Here is a 16194-nt window from a genome sequence, read left to right on the forward strand (position 1 = left end):
GCGGCTTCGAAACGAAGAAAGCCGTAACGCCTGAATCGGAGGAGACAACATGCTGAAGAATCTAGACCCGCTGCTGAACGCCGACGTGCTGCACGCGCTGCGCGCGATGGGGCACGGCGACGAACTCGTCGTCTGCGACGCGAACTTTCCCGCCGATTCCGTTGCCCGCGCAACGGTGCTCGGCAAGCTGCTGCGCATCGACGGCGCCGACGCGCCGCGTGCCGTGCGCGCCATCCTCTCCGTGCTGCCGCTCGACACCTTCGTCGAAGCACCCGCCATGCGCATGGAAGTGGTGGGCGAGCCCCATGCCATTCCGGCAGTGCAGCGCGAGGCGCAGGCCGAAGTCGATGTCGCCGAAGGCCGGCCCGTGCCGTTCGCGCCGATCGAGCGCCACGCGTTCTACGCCCGCGCCCGCGGGGCCTATTGCGTGATCGCCTCCGGCGAGGCGCGCGGCTATGGCTGCTTCATTTTCACGAAGGGTGTGCTGCTCGCACCGGATGCGCCAGGTGCGACGGAGCCGGGCAAATGAGCGGGCGCGTCGTCATTCTCGGCATTTACGTGACCGACCTCGCGTTTCGCGCGAGCCGCATGCCGCTGATCGGCGAGACCATCGCAGGATCGGCATTTGCCATGGGACCGGGCGGCAAGGGTTCGAACCAGGCCGTCGCGGCGGCGCGCGCCGGCGCGCAGGTGGTGTTCTGCACGCGGCTCGGCAACGACGCGTTCGGCGAGATCGCGCGCAAGACCTGGGCGGACGAGGGCATCACGGCGCGCGCGAAGGCCGTGGATCACGCGGCGACGGGCGCGGCCCACATCTTCGTGGACGAAACGACCGGCATGAATGCCATCATCGTCGCGGCGGGTGCCGCGGGCACGATGGAGGCTGCCGACGCGGACGCGATCGAGGCCGATATCGCCGCCTCGCAGGTATTCGTCACACAACTGGAGCAGCCGCTGGCGGCGGCGCGGCGCGGGCTCGAACTCGCGCGCCGGCACGGCGTAAAAACGGTGTTCAACCCGGCTCCCGCGATGTCGCTGCCCGACGACATCTTTCCGCTCTGCGATTACGTGACGCCGAACGAAACCGAAGCGACCGCGTTGACCGGCATCGAGATCCGTGACGCCGCCGCCGCGCGCCGTGCTGCCGACGTCCTGCTGCAGAAGGGCGCGGGCGCCGTGATCGTGACGCTGGGCGAAGCGGGCGCGCTCTTTCACACACGCGGGAAATCGGTACTGCTGCCGGCGTTCCGTTGCGGCGCGGTGGTGGAAACGGCCGGGGCCGGCGACGGCTTCACGGGCGGCTTTGCGGCGGCGCTGGCGCGCGGCGACGCGCCGCTGGAGGCCACCCGTTTTGGTTGCGCGCTGGCGGGCATTTCCGTGACGCGGCCGGGCACGGCGCCTTCGATGCCCACGCGCGAGGAAGTCGACGCGCTGCTCTCCCGCACGCCGGCCGCGGCGCACTGACGCCACCCAGGTCATGGCAAAGGACGACGTCTCATGAAGTCATCTTTACTCGCAAGGTGGTTCGGCGACCGGCAGTTGAACTTTCTGCTGGTCGTGAACCTGGTCGTCGTGCTCGTGGCGATCTGGCTCTCGCACGGCCTCTTCGTCGGCATCGACAATCTGCAGTCGATGGGCGCGCAGTTGCCCGAGATCGCGCTGCTCGCGCTCGGCATCATGCTCTCGATGCTTTCCGGCAACGGCGGCATCGACCTCTCGGGTGTGGGCCTCGCGAACCTCTCGGGCATGATCGCGGCGCTCGTGGTGCCGAAGCTCGTGAGCGGCGACGATTCGCCGGTGCTCTACACCGCGCTTTTCTGCGCGATTGTCCTCGGCATGGGGCTGATCGGCGGGCTGCTCAACGGCATCGTGATCGCGCGGCTCTCGCTCACGCCGATTCTCTGCACGCTCGGTACGCAACTGCTCTTCACGGGTTTCGCGGTGGCGCTCAGCAATGGCGCTTCGGTGCACGTCGACTACGTCGAGCCGCTTGCCGACATCAGCAACGGTACGTTCTTCCAGGTACCGATATCGCTCATCCTCTTCGTCGCCGTCGTCGTGCTGCTCGGGTGGCTGCTCAGGCGCACGCCTTTCGGTCTGCGTCTGTACCTGATGGGCACGAATCAGCGCGCCGCGTTCTATGCGGGCATTCCGCGCGCCCGCATGCTCATTACCACGTATACGATGTGCGGCGTGCTCGCCTCGCTCGCGGGGCTCGTGAGCGTCTCGCACACGCTGAGTGCGAAATGGGACTACGGTAACTCGTATCTGCTGATCGCGATCCTGATCGCGGTGATGGGGGGCGTGAATCCCGCAGGCGGATATGGCCGCATCATCTGCGTGTTCTTCGCGGCCACGGTCCTGCAGTTTCTGTCCAGCCTGTTTAATCTGATGAACGTTTCACAGTTCTTCGGCGACTGCGCCTGGGGTTTCCTGCTTCTGCTTTCGCTCGCGTTCGCGGGCGGCGAGCGGGTGCGCTCGATCTTCGGCCTTGCATCGGCACAGCCCGGCGCGAAGCCGCGATCGACCGGCTGAAGGCGGCGCGAGGGTTCACGCTGGCGGGCCTCGAGCCTCGGAGGCCCGCCGCCATTATTTCCGGGGCGAAAGCGAAAAAAAAGGAGACATGCGACATGAAGTTCAAACGACTCAGCGTAGCGCTTACCGCGTGCGCGCTGGCTGCGGGCCTCGCCGTCGCGGCGCACGCGGCCGACAACGTCACCATCGTGACCGTGGTGAAGGTGACCGGCATCAGCTGGTTCAATCGTATGGAAGAAGGCGTGAAGGAGTTCGGCCAGCAGAATCCCGGCGTCACGGTCTATCAGACCGGCCCCGGCCAGGCCGACGCCGCCCAGCAACTGAAGATCATCGACGACCTGATCGCGAAGAAGGTGAGCGCGATCGCCGTCGTGCCTTATGACCCGCCCACGCTCGAACCGGCGCTCAAGAAGGCGATGGATCGCGGCATCAAGGTGGTCACGCACGAGGCCGACAACGAGAAGAACACGATGGTCGACGTCGAGGCGTTCGACAACTCGGCCTACGGTGCCGCGCTCAACGACCGCCTTGCTTCCTGCATGCACAACGAAGGCAAATGGGCCACGCTCGTCGGTTCGCTCGGCAGCCGCTCGCAGGTGCAGTGGGCCGATGGCGGCATCGACAACGCGAAGAAGAAGTATCCGAAGATGGAGTTGGTCGAGAACAACCTCGAAACCAACAACGATGGCGAGCGCGCCTATGAAGTGGCGAAGGAAGTGCTGCGCAAGCATCCGGACCTGAAGGGCTTCCAGGGCTCGTCCTCGCTCGACGTGATCGGTATCGGCCGCGCCGTCGAAGAAGCCGGCCTGCAGGGCAAGATCTGCGTCTACGGTACGGGTCTGCCGACCGAGGCCGGCAAGTACCTCGAAAGCGGCGCGATCAACGGTATTGCCTTCTGGGATCCGAAGCTGGCCGGTATCGCGATGAACAAGATCGCGTTGATGCTGCTTCAGGGCAAGACCGTGGAGAACGGTGCGAATCTTGGCCTGCCGGGCTACGAGAAGGTCACGGTGACGAAGGGCCCGGGCAAGGGCATCATCGTGCGCGGCCAGGGCTGGGTGAGCGTCGACAAGTCGAACTACAAGCAGTACAACTTCTGATCGGAGAAGCGGGCGCGCGACGCGGCGTCGCGCGCCCTGTGGCAACGTCACGATGGTGAGTCAGGACATGGCTTCAGAACCGCTATTGCAGGTGCTGGGCGTGCACAAGCGTTTTACGGGCGTGCACGCGCTGCGCGGCGTCACGCTCACGTTCGAGCGCGGGCAGATCTATCACCTGCTCGGCGAGAACGGCTGCGGCAAGAGCACGCTCATCAAGATCATTTCCGGCGCGCAGCCGCCCGACGAGGGCGAGCTCGTGATCGACGGCGAGCGTCACGCGCGGCTTTCGCCGCTCGAATCGCTCGCAGCCGGCATCGAGACGGTTTATCAGGACCTCTCATTGTTACCGAACATGAGCGTGGCCGAGAACGTGGGTCTCACGACGGAGCTGGCCGAGCACGGCGGGCGCCTCGCCCGCACGTTCGATCGCCGCGAGCTCGCGCGCACGGCGGCGCGCGCATTGGGCGCCGTCGGCCTGCCGGGCGACGCCGATTTTCAGGCGACCCTCATCGAGCAGTTGCCGCTCGCGACGCGCCAGCTCGTGGCGATCGCGCGCGCCATTGCGAGCGAGGCGAAGTTCGTCATCATGGACGAGCCCACCACGTCGCTCACGCAAAAGGAAGTGACCAACCTGATCGCCGTGCTCGGCCAGTTGCGTGCCAACGGCGTGACGGTGCTGTTCGTGAGTCACAAGCTCGACGAATGCTATGCGATCGGCGGCGAGGTGATCGTGCTGCGCGACGGCCAGAAAGTCGCGCAGGGACCGATCGCCAATTACACCAAGGCGCAGCTCAGCGAAATGATGACGGGGCGCCAGTTGTCGCTGGACCGCTATCGCGTCGATGCACCCGCGGGCGAAGTGCTGCTCGACGTGCGCGGCCTCGGGCGGACGGGACAGTTTCGCGACGTCTCGTTTTCGCTGCATCGCGGCGAGATACTCGGCATCACGGGCCTGCTCGATTCGGGCCGCAACGAACTGGCGCGCGCGCTGGCGGGCGTCGCGCCGGCCGACAGCGGCAGCATCGTGCTGGATGGCCGCCCGGTCAGGCTCGCCACGCCTGGCGACGCGAAGCGCGAGCGCATCGGCTACGTGCCCGAAGACCGCCTGAACGAAGGCCTCTTTCTCGACAAGTCGATACGCGACAACGTGATCACGGCGATGATCGGGAGCCTGCGCGACCGCTTCGGCCAGGTCGACCGCGCGCGCGCCCGCGCCATGGCCGAGGACACGGTGAAGGAGTTGCAGATCGCCACGCCGAACGTGGACAAGGCCGTGCAATCGCTTTCGGGCGGCAACCAGCAGCGCGTACTGATCGGCCGGTGGCTTGCCATCGACCCGCACGTGCTGATCCTGCACGGGCCGACCGTGGGCGTGGACGTGGGGTCGAAGGACATCATCTATCGCATCATGCAAGGTCTCGCGCAGCGTGGCATCGGCATCCTGCTCGTGAGCGACGACCTGCCGGAACTGCTGCAGAACTGCGACCGCGTGCTGATGATGCGAAAAGGACGCGTTGCCGAGGAACACCGTGCCGAGAGCCTGACCGAAGCCCAGCTCTATCGCGCGCTCCTCGCCGAAGCCGCATGAAACCCGCGTTACCGTGGCAGGAACCCGTATGAGCATCAATCAGACCATGAGTTCTTCCGATACCGTCGAAGTGGCGCGCGAGGCGCCCTCGCTCAACTGGCGCGCAAAGCTCGCGCGCAATCCCGAGTGGTTCACGGCCGCGCTGATCGTGATCACCTGCGTGGTCGTCGCCTCGATCAATCCGCGCTTTCTGCAGTGGGCGACGCTCTTCGACCTGCTCCACTCGGCCACCACCACCTCGCTCTTCGCGCTCGGCACGCTCGTCGTGCTGGCTTCGGGCGGCATCGACGTGTCGTTTACGGCCATCGGCGCGCTCACGATGTACGCGATCACGAAAGCCGTGTTCGCCTGGTGGCCCGATGAGCCGTTCGTGCTGATCCTGCTGACGGGTGCGCTAGGCGGCATCCTGCTCGGCCTGATCAACGGCGTCATCGTGCACCGGCTGCAGGCGCCCTCGCTGATCGTGACGATCGGCACGCAGTATCTGTATCGCGGGATTCTGCTGACCTTCGTGGGCACGACGTTCTTCATGAACATCCCGCACAGCATGGACCATTTCGGCCGCATTCCGCTCATGGCGTACCGCACGGTCGACGGGCTGGACGCCGTGCTGCCGATGTCGGTGCTCGCGCTCCTGGCGGGCGCCGTCCTCACCTGGTGGCTGCTGAATCGCACGATGATGGGGCGCGGCGTGTACGCGATGGGCGGCAGTCCGGCGATAGCGGAGCGGCTGGGCTTCAACCTGCGCGCGATCCGGCTCTTCGTATTCGGCTATACGGGATTTCTCGCTGGCGTGGCGGGTATTCTGCATGTGTCGAACAACCGGCTCGCCAATCCGTTCGATCTGGTGGGTTCGGAGCTCGACGTGATCGCCGCCGTGATTCTGGGCGGCGCGCGCATCACGGGCGGCAGCGGCACCGTGGTCGGCACGCTGATGGGCGTCGCGCTGGTGACGCTCATCAACAACGTGCTGATTCTCGTGGGCGTGCCCAGCACCTGGCAAAAGGTGATTATCGGCGCATTCATTCTCGTGGCCGGCACGCTGTTCGCCTTGCGCCGCCGCGGCTGAGACGCCGCGCGGCTGGCCGGCAAGGATGCCGGTCACGGCCGGTAGAGAGGTGCAGCGGAGGCAGAGGGGACAGACGGGCAGCGGCTCAGGCGCTACGCTTGCGCGGCTCTTCGCCCTTCTCGGTGATGATGGAGTCGAAGTCGTTCATCTGCGAAAAGCGCCAGGCCTTCACCACGCCGTACTTGCTCGTGTCGACGACCAGATGGCGCTCGACCGCGCTTGCCATGGCGGCCTGCTTGATCGCCACTTCGTGAAAGTTCCAGCAGGTCACGCCGCGCGTGACGTCCATGCCGCCCGCCGAAATGAACGCCTTGTTGATGCCCATGCGGCGCAACATCTCCAGACTCTCCTCGCCGGAAAACGAATCCGACGACGGCACATAAACCCCGCCCATCAGAATCATGCGCACGTTGTGCATGCGGCGCAGCACCTCCGCAACGTTTAGCGAGTAGCACACGGCCGTGATCTGCAGATGCGAGGGAATGAGGCGCGCGAGCGCGGCTAGCGTGGTGCCGCAATCGATGAAGATGGTGTCGTTTTCGGCGATGAGCCGTGCCGCATGCGCCGACGCCTGGGCCTTGGCCGGCGCGAAATGGTCCTTCTCCGACTCCAGCGAGTAGCCGACGGCATTAGGCACGTCCGCGGCGCTCACGATGTAGCCGCCGAGGTAGGTGAATCGCTCGGGATTGGCGGCAATATCGCGCCGCACCGTCATTTCGGAGACGCCAAGCAACGAAGCCGCATCGCGCAGATGCATGACGTTGTGTTTGGCGAGCGCGTCGGCAAGCGCCTGCAGCCGGTTCGTTTTGGCCATGTGCGGGGTGAACGCGGCGCCCGCCTCGGACGGCTTTGCCGCAGTTTCGTTGCTGTTCCGTCGCAGTTTCGTGCGGCGTTAGATTTGTTTCGTACGCTTGATCGAATTATAACAAGCCGGACGACTTGCCGATAGTCGTGTGAACGCGCAGACGTTGCAGAACGTCTGCGCGCGAGGGGGAGGTGTGGGCCTGGTTGTGCGAACGAACCCTACTGCGATGCACGCGGCAGTCTGGACAGGAGCGAAGCGAGCACGGTGCGTAGTTCCGTCGTGCCGAAGCGGCGCTCGCTGCGGTCGCTTTCGACGTCGATCTTGCCGGTGTTGTAGACGTCATAAAGGTCGGTAATGAGGCGCGCGTGATTTTCGCTGAGTCCCGCACGCAGCAGCGTGGGTGTCCATGCTTCGCGCGGCAACGTTTGTGCCCTGATCGACTGTCCGCCGAGTTCGCTCAGCGTCGCAGCGATTTCGTTCACGCTGACGCGTCGGGGCCCCTCGATGCTCACGATGCGTAGCGGTTTGGCGCGTGGCGCATCGAGCAGCAGCCCGGCCGCGACCGTGCCCACGTCCTCGGCCGAGACGGTCGGGATCGCACGCGTGAGCGGGTGATGCAGACTCGGCAGAATGCCGGATGCCAGCGCGGCCGGCAAAATTCTTGCCCAGTTCTGCATATGTTCCGCCGAACGAAGAAGGGTCAGGTGCGGCGCGACGTGCATCAGCCGTTGTTCGAGGTAGTGATAGAGGCCCGTAATGCCGGTGTTCAGGGGGAGTTCCGCACCATAGTCCGAGATGGCGAGGACGACCGGGGGCGGGTTGGCGCGCAGTGCGCCGGCTGCGGCGTCGATCATCTGGCGCATCGTCGTTTCGGGCTGCGTATCGCCTTCCGGGACGGGGCAGAGCATTTGTACGGCGCCGGCGCCCTCAAGCGCCGCTGCGACCGATGTAGCGTCTCTCAGATCGGCGAGAGCGATTTCACAGCCCAGCGCCGCGAGACGGTCGCCTTGATGCGTGTGGCGCACGACGGCGCGCACACGCTGGCCGGTTTTGCGCAATGCGCTCGCGCTCGCATATCCCGCACGGCCCGATGCTCCGAAGATGACGAACATGATTCGATCCTTGCTGACGTGGTGTGAGTGGATCATAGAGACGCGGGATCGGTGCGGCGCGCAGGAACGGATGAAATCGCGCACGGAAGGATGGCGCGTGACGCGCGCCGCTTTCGCGTTTCGTTGCGGTAGCCGCGAGGGATCATTAGACTGGCCGCAGGCGCAGCGGCACCGTAGCCGCCGGCTTTGTACGGGACCGGAGGCAGCATGGACGCGCGGACGGCAGATTCGAACCGGGAAGCGGGCGCTCGCACGAGCCTGCGTTCCAGTTCCAGACTGGGCTGGCAAGGATTCGGCGCCGAGCTGCTGGCCATTTCGGCGGGGCAGCATCGTATTCCCGCGGCGGATCATCACCGCATCGGGGTGCATGTGGGCTCGCCCGTGCGGGCCAACTGTGCGTGCGACGGCCGGCACGTCGCGCGCCTTCAGGCGCACGGCGATGCCGACGTCGTGCCGGCCGGCCTCGACGGCGTCTGGACCGACGATGCGGACTGCACTATTCTGCGCATCTGGTTCGAGGAGCCTTTTGTCCGTACCATCGCGGAGCAACTGGACGGCCGCCGCGCTGGCGCGCAGATCTGGCCGCGTTTGCAACTGCGGGATCCTCGTCTGCAGTATCTCGCCTGGACGTTGCAGGCCGAACTGGAAGCCGGCGAGGTCTCGGACCCGCTTTTCGCCCAGAGCATAGGCACGGCGATCGTGGTGCGACTGCTCGACGGCGCATCGCTATCCCGTGGCCGGCGTTCCATGCTTGGCGCGCGCGCGGCGGCGCGCGTCACCGATTACATCGAAGCCTGCCTCGATCAGCGGCTCACGCTCGACGAACTGGCCGCGCTCGTGGATATGAGCGTGCCGCATTTCAAGGTGCTCTTTCGCGAAACGCTGGGCTTGCCGGTGCATCAGTACATCGTGCGCCGTCGCGTCGAACGCGCGCGAGCGCTTCTGGTGGAGGGCGAATTGAGCCTGAGCCAGATCGCCCTGGAAGCGGGGTTCGCGCATCAGAGCCATATGGCGCACTGGATGAATCGTCTGCTGGGTTTGACGCCGCGAGAAATCGTCAGGAATTCGAAGTAGGCGCTGCCACCGGCTTGCCCGGACCGCGAAGCCGCCTTTCACCCCTTCGGTCGAGCCGCCGGATCCCCCTTCTCCTCCGTCGCTCCATTAAACATTTCTTCATTTTGCTGCGGATTTCGCGCGAAGTGCGCCCCTCTATCCTTGCCTTACGAGATGTAACGCGATTCGGACCGGTGCCGCAAGGCCGACGGATTGATCCATGGCGCGGCCGGCTGGCCGTAGAGGAGAGTGAAATGAGAACACGCTGGAATGGAGTATGTGCTGCGCTGACGCTGTCGATGTCCGCCCTCGCGCAGGCACAGGGCGTGCCCAGTACGCCGGTTGCCGGGCAGGCCGATACGGTGCAGCAGGCCGCGGCTACCGTAACGAGCAACGGCCCGCTGACGCGGGCGCAGGTGTACCAGCAGCTTGTGCGGGCCGAGCGCGACGGGCAGCTTCAGATGCTCAACAAGACGATCTACGCGCACCACTGAGCGCGACGTTTGCATCCGTTGTGGCCAGGCGGCCGCGTGTTGCAACGGAACCCGCATTGCGGCCGTTAACCCGAGATTCGATTTCATGAAATCACGTATCGTCACTTATGTCTTGCGCGCGGCAGTTTGCGTTGCGGCAGTGGCTGCCATGTCCGGATGCGCAAACCTGAATCCGCAGCCGAACGGTCCGGGAGATTGCGTCGGGCCGCCGGACTTCTGCCAGCCGTTCTTCGGCTCGTGAGCGATCCTGAAAGTGAGGGGCGCATCGGGCGGATTCATCACGAACGAGGTGCCGCGCGTCGATGGAGGCGCTCGCCTCGTGTGAGCGGTACGCGGCGTCGAGGCTGCGCGCGCGGGTTAATGCGCGGCGGCGTGGCACACCGCCTCGACGCGATTGCCCGCAGGGTCGAACAGGAAAGCTGCGTAATAAGCGGCGTGATAATGCGGGCGCAGCCCGGGCTCGCCGTCGGAGCGGCCGCCGTTCGCGAGTCCCGCGGCGAAGAACGCATCCACCTGGGCGCGCGTCGCGGCCTTGAAGCACCAGTGCCGCTTGTTCGTGCCGATGGCGCTCGCGTCGAGATAGACGGCAAGACACGTGGACGCCGTGTCGCCCTGCGAGCAGCGTTCGCCGTAGCCCAAGGCTTGTGGGCGGTCATAGACCTTCGCGGCGTCCAATGCGCCCATGATGGCGTCGTAGAACGGCCGGGCGGCGTCGAGATCGGGCACGCCGATCGATACATGGTCGAGCAGTTGCATGGGGTGCGAGCGAGGGTAGAGGGAGTAATCCCCATTCTATCGCCGGCTATCGCACCATCGGGACGCTCAACCGGCAGTGCGCATCGCGAGACTCATGCGCGCGGTTCCGGCGCGGGCGTTAAATGCTTCCCGTACGGGGCCGGACAGGGGGGCGACGAATTCGGACGACGTCAGCGTCAGCGGGTCGACCGGCCGGTCGTTGATGCGCGTTTCGAAGTGCAGATGCGGTCCGGTTGTGGTTCCCGTGCGGCCGACATAGCCGATCAACTGGCTTTGCTCGACGCGTTGCCCAGGTTTGAGCTTGCTCGCGTACGCCGATAGATGCCCGTAGTAGGTCGAATAGCCATCGGCGTGATGCAGCACGATATGTTTGCCGTAGCCCAGCCTGTCGGTTGCCATCTCGACGGTACCGGCTGCGGCCGCGTAAATTGGCGTGCCAACCGGTGCAGTCAGATCGACGCCCTTATGAAAGCGCAGTTCGCCGTACACAGGATGCTCGCGCATGCCGAATGGCGAACTGATGCGGCGATAGTCAAGCGGCATCGCGAACCGGTTGTCGGCAAGTGGCATGCCTTCGGGCGTGTAGTACGCGCCGTGAGCCGCACCCGGAGCGGCAAACCATAACGCGTCGTACGTCTGTCCCTGGCTTCTCACTTCGATGGCTTCGATGCGCGGCTCCGCTGGGCCGTCTGGCGTGTCCATCACGATCCTGTACATGTCGCCCGCCTGCGCACGTGCGTCGACGTCGACGCGATGGCCGAAAATCCGACTAATCTGCGCGGCGACTTCGGCGGGAAAGCCGGCCTGCGCGAGTGATGCGCGTAGCGTTGAGTCAACCGGAACACCGCCTGCCCGGCCAGCATTGTTAAGCACTCCAGAACCTATGGCGCTGCTGGGCGTCGTCGTTTCCGTTGTTTGCGTGAACGCACTCGCGCCGCCCAGCGGTGTCACGCGGCCGGACCATTGATGTCCCCCGTTGGATACACCACGGTTCGCGAGCAGGCGCATCGACTCCAGGACCGAGCAAAGCGCATCGGCAGCGTGCTCGTTGGGCGATATCGGCATCCTGGATGCCGGGATTGAAGAGACTGGGCCGAATGCCGGCCTGTCATTGGACCATCGGGTAACCGGTCCGGTGCATACACCACCGCTGCCTGGTAACGATGACCAGGCGTTCTTGATGAAATCGGTCGGCCGTGTGACCGGCAACGTGCTTTGCGCGACGAGGCGCGGCTGGGCAAATCCCGTAGCCTGGCTGAACGCGTCGAATGCAGCCGCGGCCGACGCGGCTCCCGGAGCAACTGTCGCAACGATGCACAAGGCTGCCAAAGCGATAGTGCGAGGGATTGTCTTGCGCCTGATCGTCAGGGAATGATCGGTCGCGGTGGCAATCGGCTGCTGCCGGACAAGGGATGAGCTTGAACAAATCACGTCGGGATCTCGCGGTTAAAGCAACGGGTTGACGGCATGAACGGCCGGACGTGTAGCGGGCCGGAAACAGCACGTGGCGATCGAACTGGCCGAAAAGCGTTGGAGGCACGTTGATCGTTCGCCAGGTCGCCGCGGTACTCGTACGCGGGTGCGGATACATGCTCTGCCCGAGAGATCCGAAACTCAGCATGGGCGAATGCACAGGGAGCATTCGACGGACACGGTTAATACGAGACAGACATCAGGATAGCCAGCCCGGCCTGCTGCCGACATAGGACTTTATCGGGATATTGCGCGGATGCTTCGCTGCGGCAGTTCCGCGGCTTTGCTATGGGCAGGCATCCTGAAACTGGAAGCGGGAATGAGTGCGGCAGGCCGCCGCAGCCCGTGCACTTATAGGACTAGTTCGGTGTTTCTGGCGTGAACGTAAGCCTATTCTGACATCCGTCTCGAAAACAACCTTGCCGGAGAAATGCCATGAGCCCACGTTCACTGCTTGATACGTTGCGTCTGCTTCGTCGTGCTGCCGCGCAGATCGTGCCGGAAAGCTCGCTTGCCGTAAAACCCACGGACCGCCTCGTTCAGGGCGCCGCGCTGCTTTGCGGCACGCTGCTCTTCGTGCCTTTTCTGATCGGCTACTTCGTTGCGTGCAACGGCCGGTAACGTCCTTTGACTGGACCGGGGAATATCCGTGAGCCCGTATCTACTGCTTCAAATTTCCAATCTCATGAACTACCTCGATACGAAGATCAAGGCCACCGATTTCCTGGGTGCTGCAATGGTCGCTACGAAACCGGCCCGTGCCGCGACCGGGTTCATTCGACAGAACAACAGCAACCTCATGGATTTTGCCTGTGCTGTCGGGTGTGCCACGTTTTCGATGGGCGTATTCGTCGGTGTCTATTTTTTGCTCGACAGTCTCTGATCGCATTCGACGTGGGGCATCAGAACCACGTGTCCTGCATATCCAGCGTCGTACGGTCGAGCGTCGCGAGCAGATCGAATTGCGGCGCGGTCTTCGGCAGCTCCCATGCGAAGAAATACTGCGCGGCTGCGAGCTTGCCGCGATAGAAGTCCGCGTCCGGTGCGCTAGTCTGCATGAGTGCGGCGCGCGCCGCCAGTGCCTGTTCGAGCCAGATCCATGCTATCGCGACGTGGCCGAAGGCTTCCAGGTACACCGAAGCATTGGCGAGCGTCACCGTGACGTCGCCTGCCGACCACAGCGTCTGCGTGACCTCGACGAGGCGGCGCAGTGCGGCATCGAGCGCTTGCGCATGCGCGGCTTCGGTCGCCTTTCCGCCTGAGCGGGCGCGGTCGAGCGTGGCCTGCACGCGCTGCACGAACAACTTCAACGCCGCGCCGTTCTCGATGACCACCTTGCGGCCAAGCAGGTCGAGTCCCTGGATACCGTGCGTGCCTTCGTGGATCGGATTGAGACGGTTGTCGCGGTAGAACTGTTCGACGTTGTACTCGCGCGTGTAGCCATAGCCGCCGTGAATCTGGATCGCGAGGTCGTTGGCCGCGAGGCACCACTGCGACGGCCAGCTTTTCGCAATCGGCGTGAGCAGGTCGAGCAGCAACGTGTACGGCGCGCGTTCGGTGTCGTCGACTATTGCCTGCGCTTCGTCGATGAGCTTCGCGCAGTAGAGATTGAGGGCGAGCGCGCCCTCCACGTAGCTTTTCTGCGCAAGCAGCATGCGGCGCACGTCCGCGTGCTCCATGAGCTTGACCTGCGGCGACGCCGGATCTTTGCCGCCGGCGCCGAGCGGCCGCCCCTGCGGGCGGTTGCGCGCATAGTCGAGCGCATGCAGGTAGCCGGTGTAGCCCAGCATCGTCGCGCCGAGTCCCACGCCCACGCGCGCCTCATTCATCATATGGAACATGCAGGCGAGGCCCTGGTGCGGCTTGCCCACGAGATAGCCGATCGCGCCTGCACGGCCGCCCGGCGTGTACTTCGTGCCTTCGCCGAAATTCAGCAGGCAGTTGGTCGTGCCGCGATAGCCCATCTTGTGATTGAGGCCCGCAAGCACGACGTCATTGTGCTCGCCGCGCGAGCCGTCCTCGTTGACGAGGTACTTCGGTACGACGAAGAGCGAAATGCCTTTTACGCCGGGGATCAACTTGCCGTCCGGGCCGGGGATCTTCGCCAGCACCAGATGCACGATATTTTCCGAGAGCTCGTGCTCGCCGCCCGAGATCCACATCTTGTTGCCGCGCAGGCGGTATTGCGCACCGAGCGGCGATTCGCCCTCGTATTCGGCGCGTGTCGCGACGTCCGAGAGCGAGGAGCCCGCTTGCGGCTCGGAAAGGCACATGGTGCCGAAGTAGCGGCCTTCGAGCTCGGGGCGCACGAAAGTGTCGATCTGCTTCTGGCTGCCGTGGGCCAGCAGGAGGTTGGCATTGCCGATCGTGAGGAACGGGTAGGCACTCGTACCCACGTTGGCCGCCTTGAACCAGGCGAAGCCCGCTTTCTCGACGACGACCGGCAACTGCATGCCGCCGTATTCGTAATCCTGGCCGGCCGCCATCAGGCCCGCCTCGCAGAACGCCTTCAGCGCGGTTTTCACTTCGGGGATGATCGTGACGGTCTCGCCGTCGAAATGCGGTTCGTGCTGGTCGTTCTTCTTGTTGTGAGGGGCGAACAGATCGGTGGCGATTTTTTCGCAGGTGTCGAGCGCGGCGTCGAAGGTCTCGCGCGAATGATCCGCGTAGCGCGGGATGCGCGTGAGGCTTTCGACGTCCAGCCATTCGTAGAGCAGGAAATTCAGGTCACGGCGGGAAAAGATCAGCGACATGGCGCACGCTCGCAAAAATAATCGGTTCCCGCGAGCGTACACAAAATAGAACGATCGTGCTATTGGAATTTTGCCGGGGCTTCACTTCGCGGCCATGTTAGCCGGATGCGGCGCGAGCGCGGCATCGAAAAAGGTCAGTGCGCGGGCGGCGGTCGCCTCATGAACCGCTTCACGGTCGACACCCGGACCGTCCTTGCAGATCGAGGGCAGACGTTGCACCCCAGCGGGCAGGCACACGTCGATGAACGTGTAGTGCGACGCCCCCGGCAGCATCAGCAGGCTTGCTTGCGGCAGGAAGCCCGCAATCCGCTGGACGTTGGTGGCGGGTGGCGCGGTGGTGTCATTGACGCCGGCGGCGAGGGCCACCGGAATGTCGACGGTGGCGAACGAATCGGCGTCGAAGGCCTCGCCGAGCGCTGGCGCGATGGCGAAAACAGCTTTGACGCGCGGGTCGCGATACGAATCTCCGGCGTGCGCCATCGACTCCTTCATGGCGGAGGTGGGCGGCGCGCTCAGGCTTGGGCCGCCCGCTTGCCGTTTCGCTTCGGGCGGGCTGCAGATTGCGTCGGCCGCGGGCGAACTGCAGAAGGCCTCGAACGCCGCGAGATGCGTGCGGGCCCCGGCCAGTTCCAGCACCGTATAGCCGCCCAGCGAGAAGCCGAGGGCGCCGATTCTTGCCGCGTCGATGCGCGGCCCGAAGACCGGATCGGCAACCAGGCTGTCGAGCATTTCGCTCACGTCGGTGGCGCGTTCCCACCACAGCAGGAAGCCTTCGCGCGTGAGCGGCTCGAGCGCGTTGTTGCCCGGGTGGTTGACGCCCACCACGATGTAGCCGTGTGCCGCGAGCGCGGCGGCAAGCCAGTCTTCGTCGCTCGCCGTGCCCCCCGTACCGTGCGAGAGCAGGATCAGGGGATAACGCGTTTGCGCATTCGAAGGCGCGTTCGCCTGCGCGACCGGGTGGCCGCGAAAGACCGGATTGTCCGGCGGGCCGAATCCCCGGGGCGCTTCGGGCACGCTGAGGTCGACGGGGTACCAGATCGTCGTGACGAGCCGTTCGGTCTTCGCGCCACGCCAGTTGCGCGCGACAGGTGGGGTGAATGCGCGCTGTGCTTCGCCGACATGATAGGGCGCGCCGGTGTCGGGGGTGTCCGCCCGGGCCGCGTCGGGTATTCCGCCCAGCGCCGCAAACAGCATCGCCGACAAGGCGGCGAGCAGGGCCGCGACAGGCGCGAAACGGCCGTTGCTGCGGGGCATTGGTTTGCTTCGCGTACGCTGGCTTGAGTGAGTCGTGCCGTCTGAACGGTTTCTCATGTGGCTCTCAATTTTATCGATCGGTATCGGGTCTGCGCCGGGTCTGTGCAGGTGTCCGATTCTATTGAATCCGCCCCGTGTTCGGCACGGGCGCGGACAGGCTGGCGCGACTGCATGAATGCTCTACCTGTTGCGGTGCGGCTCA

Annotated in this window: 17 protein-coding genes; 11 read left to right on the plus strand and 6 right to left on the minus strand. The window is 64.9% G+C overall.

The annotated features are described in order from the left end of the window. Positions 1 to 49 precede the first annotated feature (49 nt). From V8683_RS20160 to V8683_RS20185, 6 genes are all read left to right on the plus strand, one after another. Positions 50 to 529 carry an RbsD/FucU family protein gene (locus tag V8683_RS20160; protein WP_027794928.1) on the plus strand — a complete coding sequence of 160 codons (480 nt, stop codon included), beginning with the start codon at positions 50 to 52 and terminating at the stop codon, positions 527 to 529. Continuing rightward, positions 526 to 1464 (plus strand): ribokinase, encoded by a 939-nt coding sequence (gene rbsK, locus V8683_RS20165; RefSeq protein WP_411193467.1) that lies wholly within the window; start codon positions 526 to 528, stop codon positions 1462 to 1464. Before V8683_RS20160 ends, rbsK begins: the two co-directional genes overlap by 4 nt. A gap of 33 nt (positions 1465 to 1497) precedes the next feature. Further along, positions 1498 to 2535 carry an ABC transporter permease gene (locus V8683_RS20170; RefSeq protein ID WP_411193466.1) on the plus strand — a complete coding sequence of 346 codons (1038 nt, stop codon included), beginning with the start codon at positions 1498 to 1500 and terminating at the stop codon, positions 2533 to 2535. A 95-nt stretch (positions 2536 to 2630) separates the two neighbouring features. Beyond that, positions 2631 to 3635, plus strand: coding sequence for an autoinducer 2 ABC transporter substrate-binding protein (locus tag V8683_RS20175; RefSeq protein WP_411193465.1), 1005 nt, complete (start codon positions 2631 to 2633; stop codon positions 3633 to 3635). A gap of 67 nt (positions 3636 to 3702) precedes the next feature. Next, a complete protein-coding gene (locus V8683_RS20180) occupies positions 3703 to 5223 on the plus strand; it encodes a sugar ABC transporter ATP-binding protein (protein ID WP_411193464.1) in 1521 nt (506 codons plus the stop codon). Between the two features lie 28 nt (positions 5224 to 5251). Then, complete coding sequence (locus tag V8683_RS20185) at positions 5252 to 6292, plus strand: ABC transporter permease (RefSeq protein ID WP_411193463.1); 1041 nt, start codon at positions 5252 to 5254, stop codon at positions 6290 to 6292. An 85-nt stretch (positions 6293 to 6377) separates the two neighbouring features. Here V8683_RS20185 and V8683_RS20190 read toward each other — a convergent pair whose 3' ends face one another. Both V8683_RS20190 and V8683_RS20195 read right to left on the minus strand, forming a co-directional pair. Continuing rightward, entirely contained in the window at positions 6378 to 7106 is a 729-nt protein-coding gene (locus tag V8683_RS20190) for a DeoR family transcriptional regulator (RefSeq protein WP_411193462.1), read from the minus strand. A 209-nt stretch (positions 7107 to 7315) separates the two neighbouring features. Continuing rightward, a complete protein-coding gene (locus V8683_RS20195) occupies positions 7316 to 8209 on the minus strand; it encodes an NmrA family NAD(P)-binding protein (RefSeq protein WP_411193461.1) in 894 nt (297 codons plus the stop codon). Positions 8210 to 8416: 207 nt separating this feature from the next. Here V8683_RS20195 and V8683_RS20200 point away from each other — a divergent pair, with 207 nt between their 5' ends. Both V8683_RS20200 and V8683_RS20205 read left to right on the plus strand, forming a co-directional pair. Next, a complete protein-coding gene (locus tag V8683_RS20200; protein WP_411193460.1) occupies positions 8417 to 9283 on the plus strand; it encodes a helix-turn-helix transcriptional regulator in 867 nt (288 codons plus the stop codon). Between the two features lie 233 nt (positions 9284 to 9516). Continuing rightward, on the plus strand, positions 9517 to 9756 hold the full coding sequence (locus tag V8683_RS20205; protein WP_411193459.1) for a DUF4148 domain-containing protein: 240 nt from the start codon (positions 9517 to 9519) through the stop codon (positions 9754 to 9756). A 357-nt stretch (positions 9757 to 10113) separates the two neighbouring features. On the opposite strand, the gene V8683_RS20210 is transcribed toward V8683_RS20205, so the two are convergent. Together V8683_RS20210 and V8683_RS20215 are read right to left on the minus strand one after the other, a co-directional pair. Then, positions 10114 to 10512, minus strand: a complete 399-nt coding sequence (locus V8683_RS20210; RefSeq protein WP_411193458.1) for a VOC family protein — start codon at positions 10510 to 10512, stop codon at positions 10114 to 10116. 66 nt (positions 10513 to 10578) lie between these two features. Next, positions 10579 to 11520, minus strand: a complete 942-nt coding sequence (locus V8683_RS20215; RefSeq protein ID WP_411193457.1) for a M23 family metallopeptidase — start codon at positions 11518 to 11520, stop codon at positions 10579 to 10581. Between the two features lie 40 nt (positions 11521 to 11560). On the opposite strand from V8683_RS20215, the gene V8683_RS20220 reads away from it, so the two are divergent. The 3 genes from V8683_RS20220 to V8683_RS20230 all read left to right on the plus strand — a co-directional run bounded on the left by V8683_RS20220 (position 11561) and on the right by V8683_RS20230 (position 12868). Next, positions 11561 to 11887 carry a hypothetical protein gene (locus V8683_RS20220; protein WP_411193456.1) on the plus strand — a complete coding sequence of 109 codons (327 nt, stop codon included), beginning with the start codon at positions 11561 to 11563 and terminating at the stop codon, positions 11885 to 11887. Between the two features lie 533 nt (positions 11888 to 12420). After that, the gene (locus tag V8683_RS20225) at positions 12421 to 12606 is read left to right on the plus strand and encodes a hypothetical protein (protein WP_411193455.1); all 186 of its coding nucleotides are present in this window, start codon (positions 12421 to 12423) and stop codon (positions 12604 to 12606) included. A 64-nt stretch (positions 12607 to 12670) separates the two neighbouring features. Continuing rightward, entirely contained in the window at positions 12671 to 12868 is a 198-nt protein-coding gene (locus V8683_RS20230; protein WP_411193454.1) for a hypothetical protein, read from the plus strand. 19 nt (positions 12869 to 12887) lie between these two features. Here V8683_RS20230 and V8683_RS20235 read toward each other — a convergent pair whose 3' ends face one another. Next, on the minus strand, positions 12888 to 14738 hold the full coding sequence (locus tag V8683_RS20235) for an acyl-CoA dehydrogenase (RefSeq protein ID WP_411193453.1): 1851 nt from the start codon (positions 14736 to 14738) through the stop codon (positions 12888 to 12890). A gap of 81 nt (positions 14739 to 14819) precedes the next feature. Further along, positions 14820 to 15992, minus strand: coding sequence for an alpha/beta hydrolase family protein (locus V8683_RS20240; protein WP_411193452.1), 1173 nt, complete (start codon positions 15990 to 15992; stop codon positions 14820 to 14822). Positions 15993 to 16194: the final 202 nt, after the last annotated feature.

The sequence above is a fragment of the Paraburkholderia sp. AV2 genome, assembly GCF_054968425.1.

What these genes read in the sequence shown, in the direction of transcription:
- V8683_RS20215 (WP_411193457.1), bottom strand. Translation starts at nt 11,520, where the DNA reads ATGCGCCTGCTCGCGAACCGTGGTGTATCCAACGGGGGACATCAATGG.
- V8683_RS20160 (WP_027794928.1), top strand. Translation starts at nt 50, where the DNA reads ATGCTGAAGAATCTAGACCCGCTGCTGAACGCCGACGTGCTGCACGCG.
- V8683_RS20240 (WP_411193452.1), bottom strand. Translation starts at nt 15,992, where the DNA reads ATGCCCCGCAGCAACGGCCGTTTCGCGCCTGTCGCGGCCCTGCTCGCC.
- V8683_RS20210 (WP_411193458.1), bottom strand. Translation starts at nt 10,512, where the DNA reads ATGCAACTGCTCGACCATGTATCGATCGGCGTGCCCGATCTCGACGCC.
- V8683_RS20200 (WP_411193460.1), top strand. Translation starts at nt 8,417, where the DNA reads ATGGACGCGCGGACGGCAGATTCGAACCGGGAAGCGGGCGCTCGCACG.
- V8683_RS20235 (WP_411193453.1), bottom strand. Translation starts at nt 14,738, where the DNA reads ATGTCGCTGATCTTTTCCCGCCGTGACCTGAATTTCCTGCTCTACGAA.
- V8683_RS20205 (WP_411193459.1), top strand. Translation starts at nt 9,517, where the DNA reads ATGAGAACACGCTGGAATGGAGTATGTGCTGCGCTGACGCTGTCGATG.
- rbsK (WP_411193467.1), top strand. Translation starts at nt 526, where the DNA reads ATGAGCGGGCGCGTCGTCATTCTCGGCATTTACGTGACCGACCTCGCG.
- V8683_RS20195 (WP_411193461.1), bottom strand. Translation starts at nt 8,209, where the DNA reads ATGTTCGTCATCTTCGGAGCATCGGGCCGTGCGGGATATGCGAGCGCG.
- V8683_RS20225 (WP_411193455.1), top strand. Translation starts at nt 12,421, where the DNA reads ATGAGCCCACGTTCACTGCTTGATACGTTGCGTCTGCTTCGTCGTGCT.
- V8683_RS20185 (WP_411193463.1), top strand. Translation starts at nt 5,252, where the DNA reads ATGAGCATCAATCAGACCATGAGTTCTTCCGATACCGTCGAAGTGGCG.
- V8683_RS20170 (WP_411193466.1), top strand. Translation starts at nt 1,498, where the DNA reads ATGAAGTCATCTTTACTCGCAAGGTGGTTCGGCGACCGGCAGTTGAAC.
- V8683_RS20230 (WP_411193454.1), top strand. Translation starts at nt 12,671, where the DNA reads ATGAACTACCTCGATACGAAGATCAAGGCCACCGATTTCCTGGGTGCT.
- V8683_RS20190 (WP_411193462.1), bottom strand. Translation starts at nt 7,106, where the DNA reads ATGGCCAAAACGAACCGGCTGCAGGCGCTTGCCGACGCGCTCGCCAAA.
- V8683_RS20180 (WP_411193464.1), top strand. Translation starts at nt 3,703, where the DNA reads ATGGCTTCAGAACCGCTATTGCAGGTGCTGGGCGTGCACAAGCGTTTT.
- V8683_RS20175 (WP_411193465.1), top strand. Translation starts at nt 2,631, where the DNA reads ATGAAGTTCAAACGACTCAGCGTAGCGCTTACCGCGTGCGCGCTGGCT.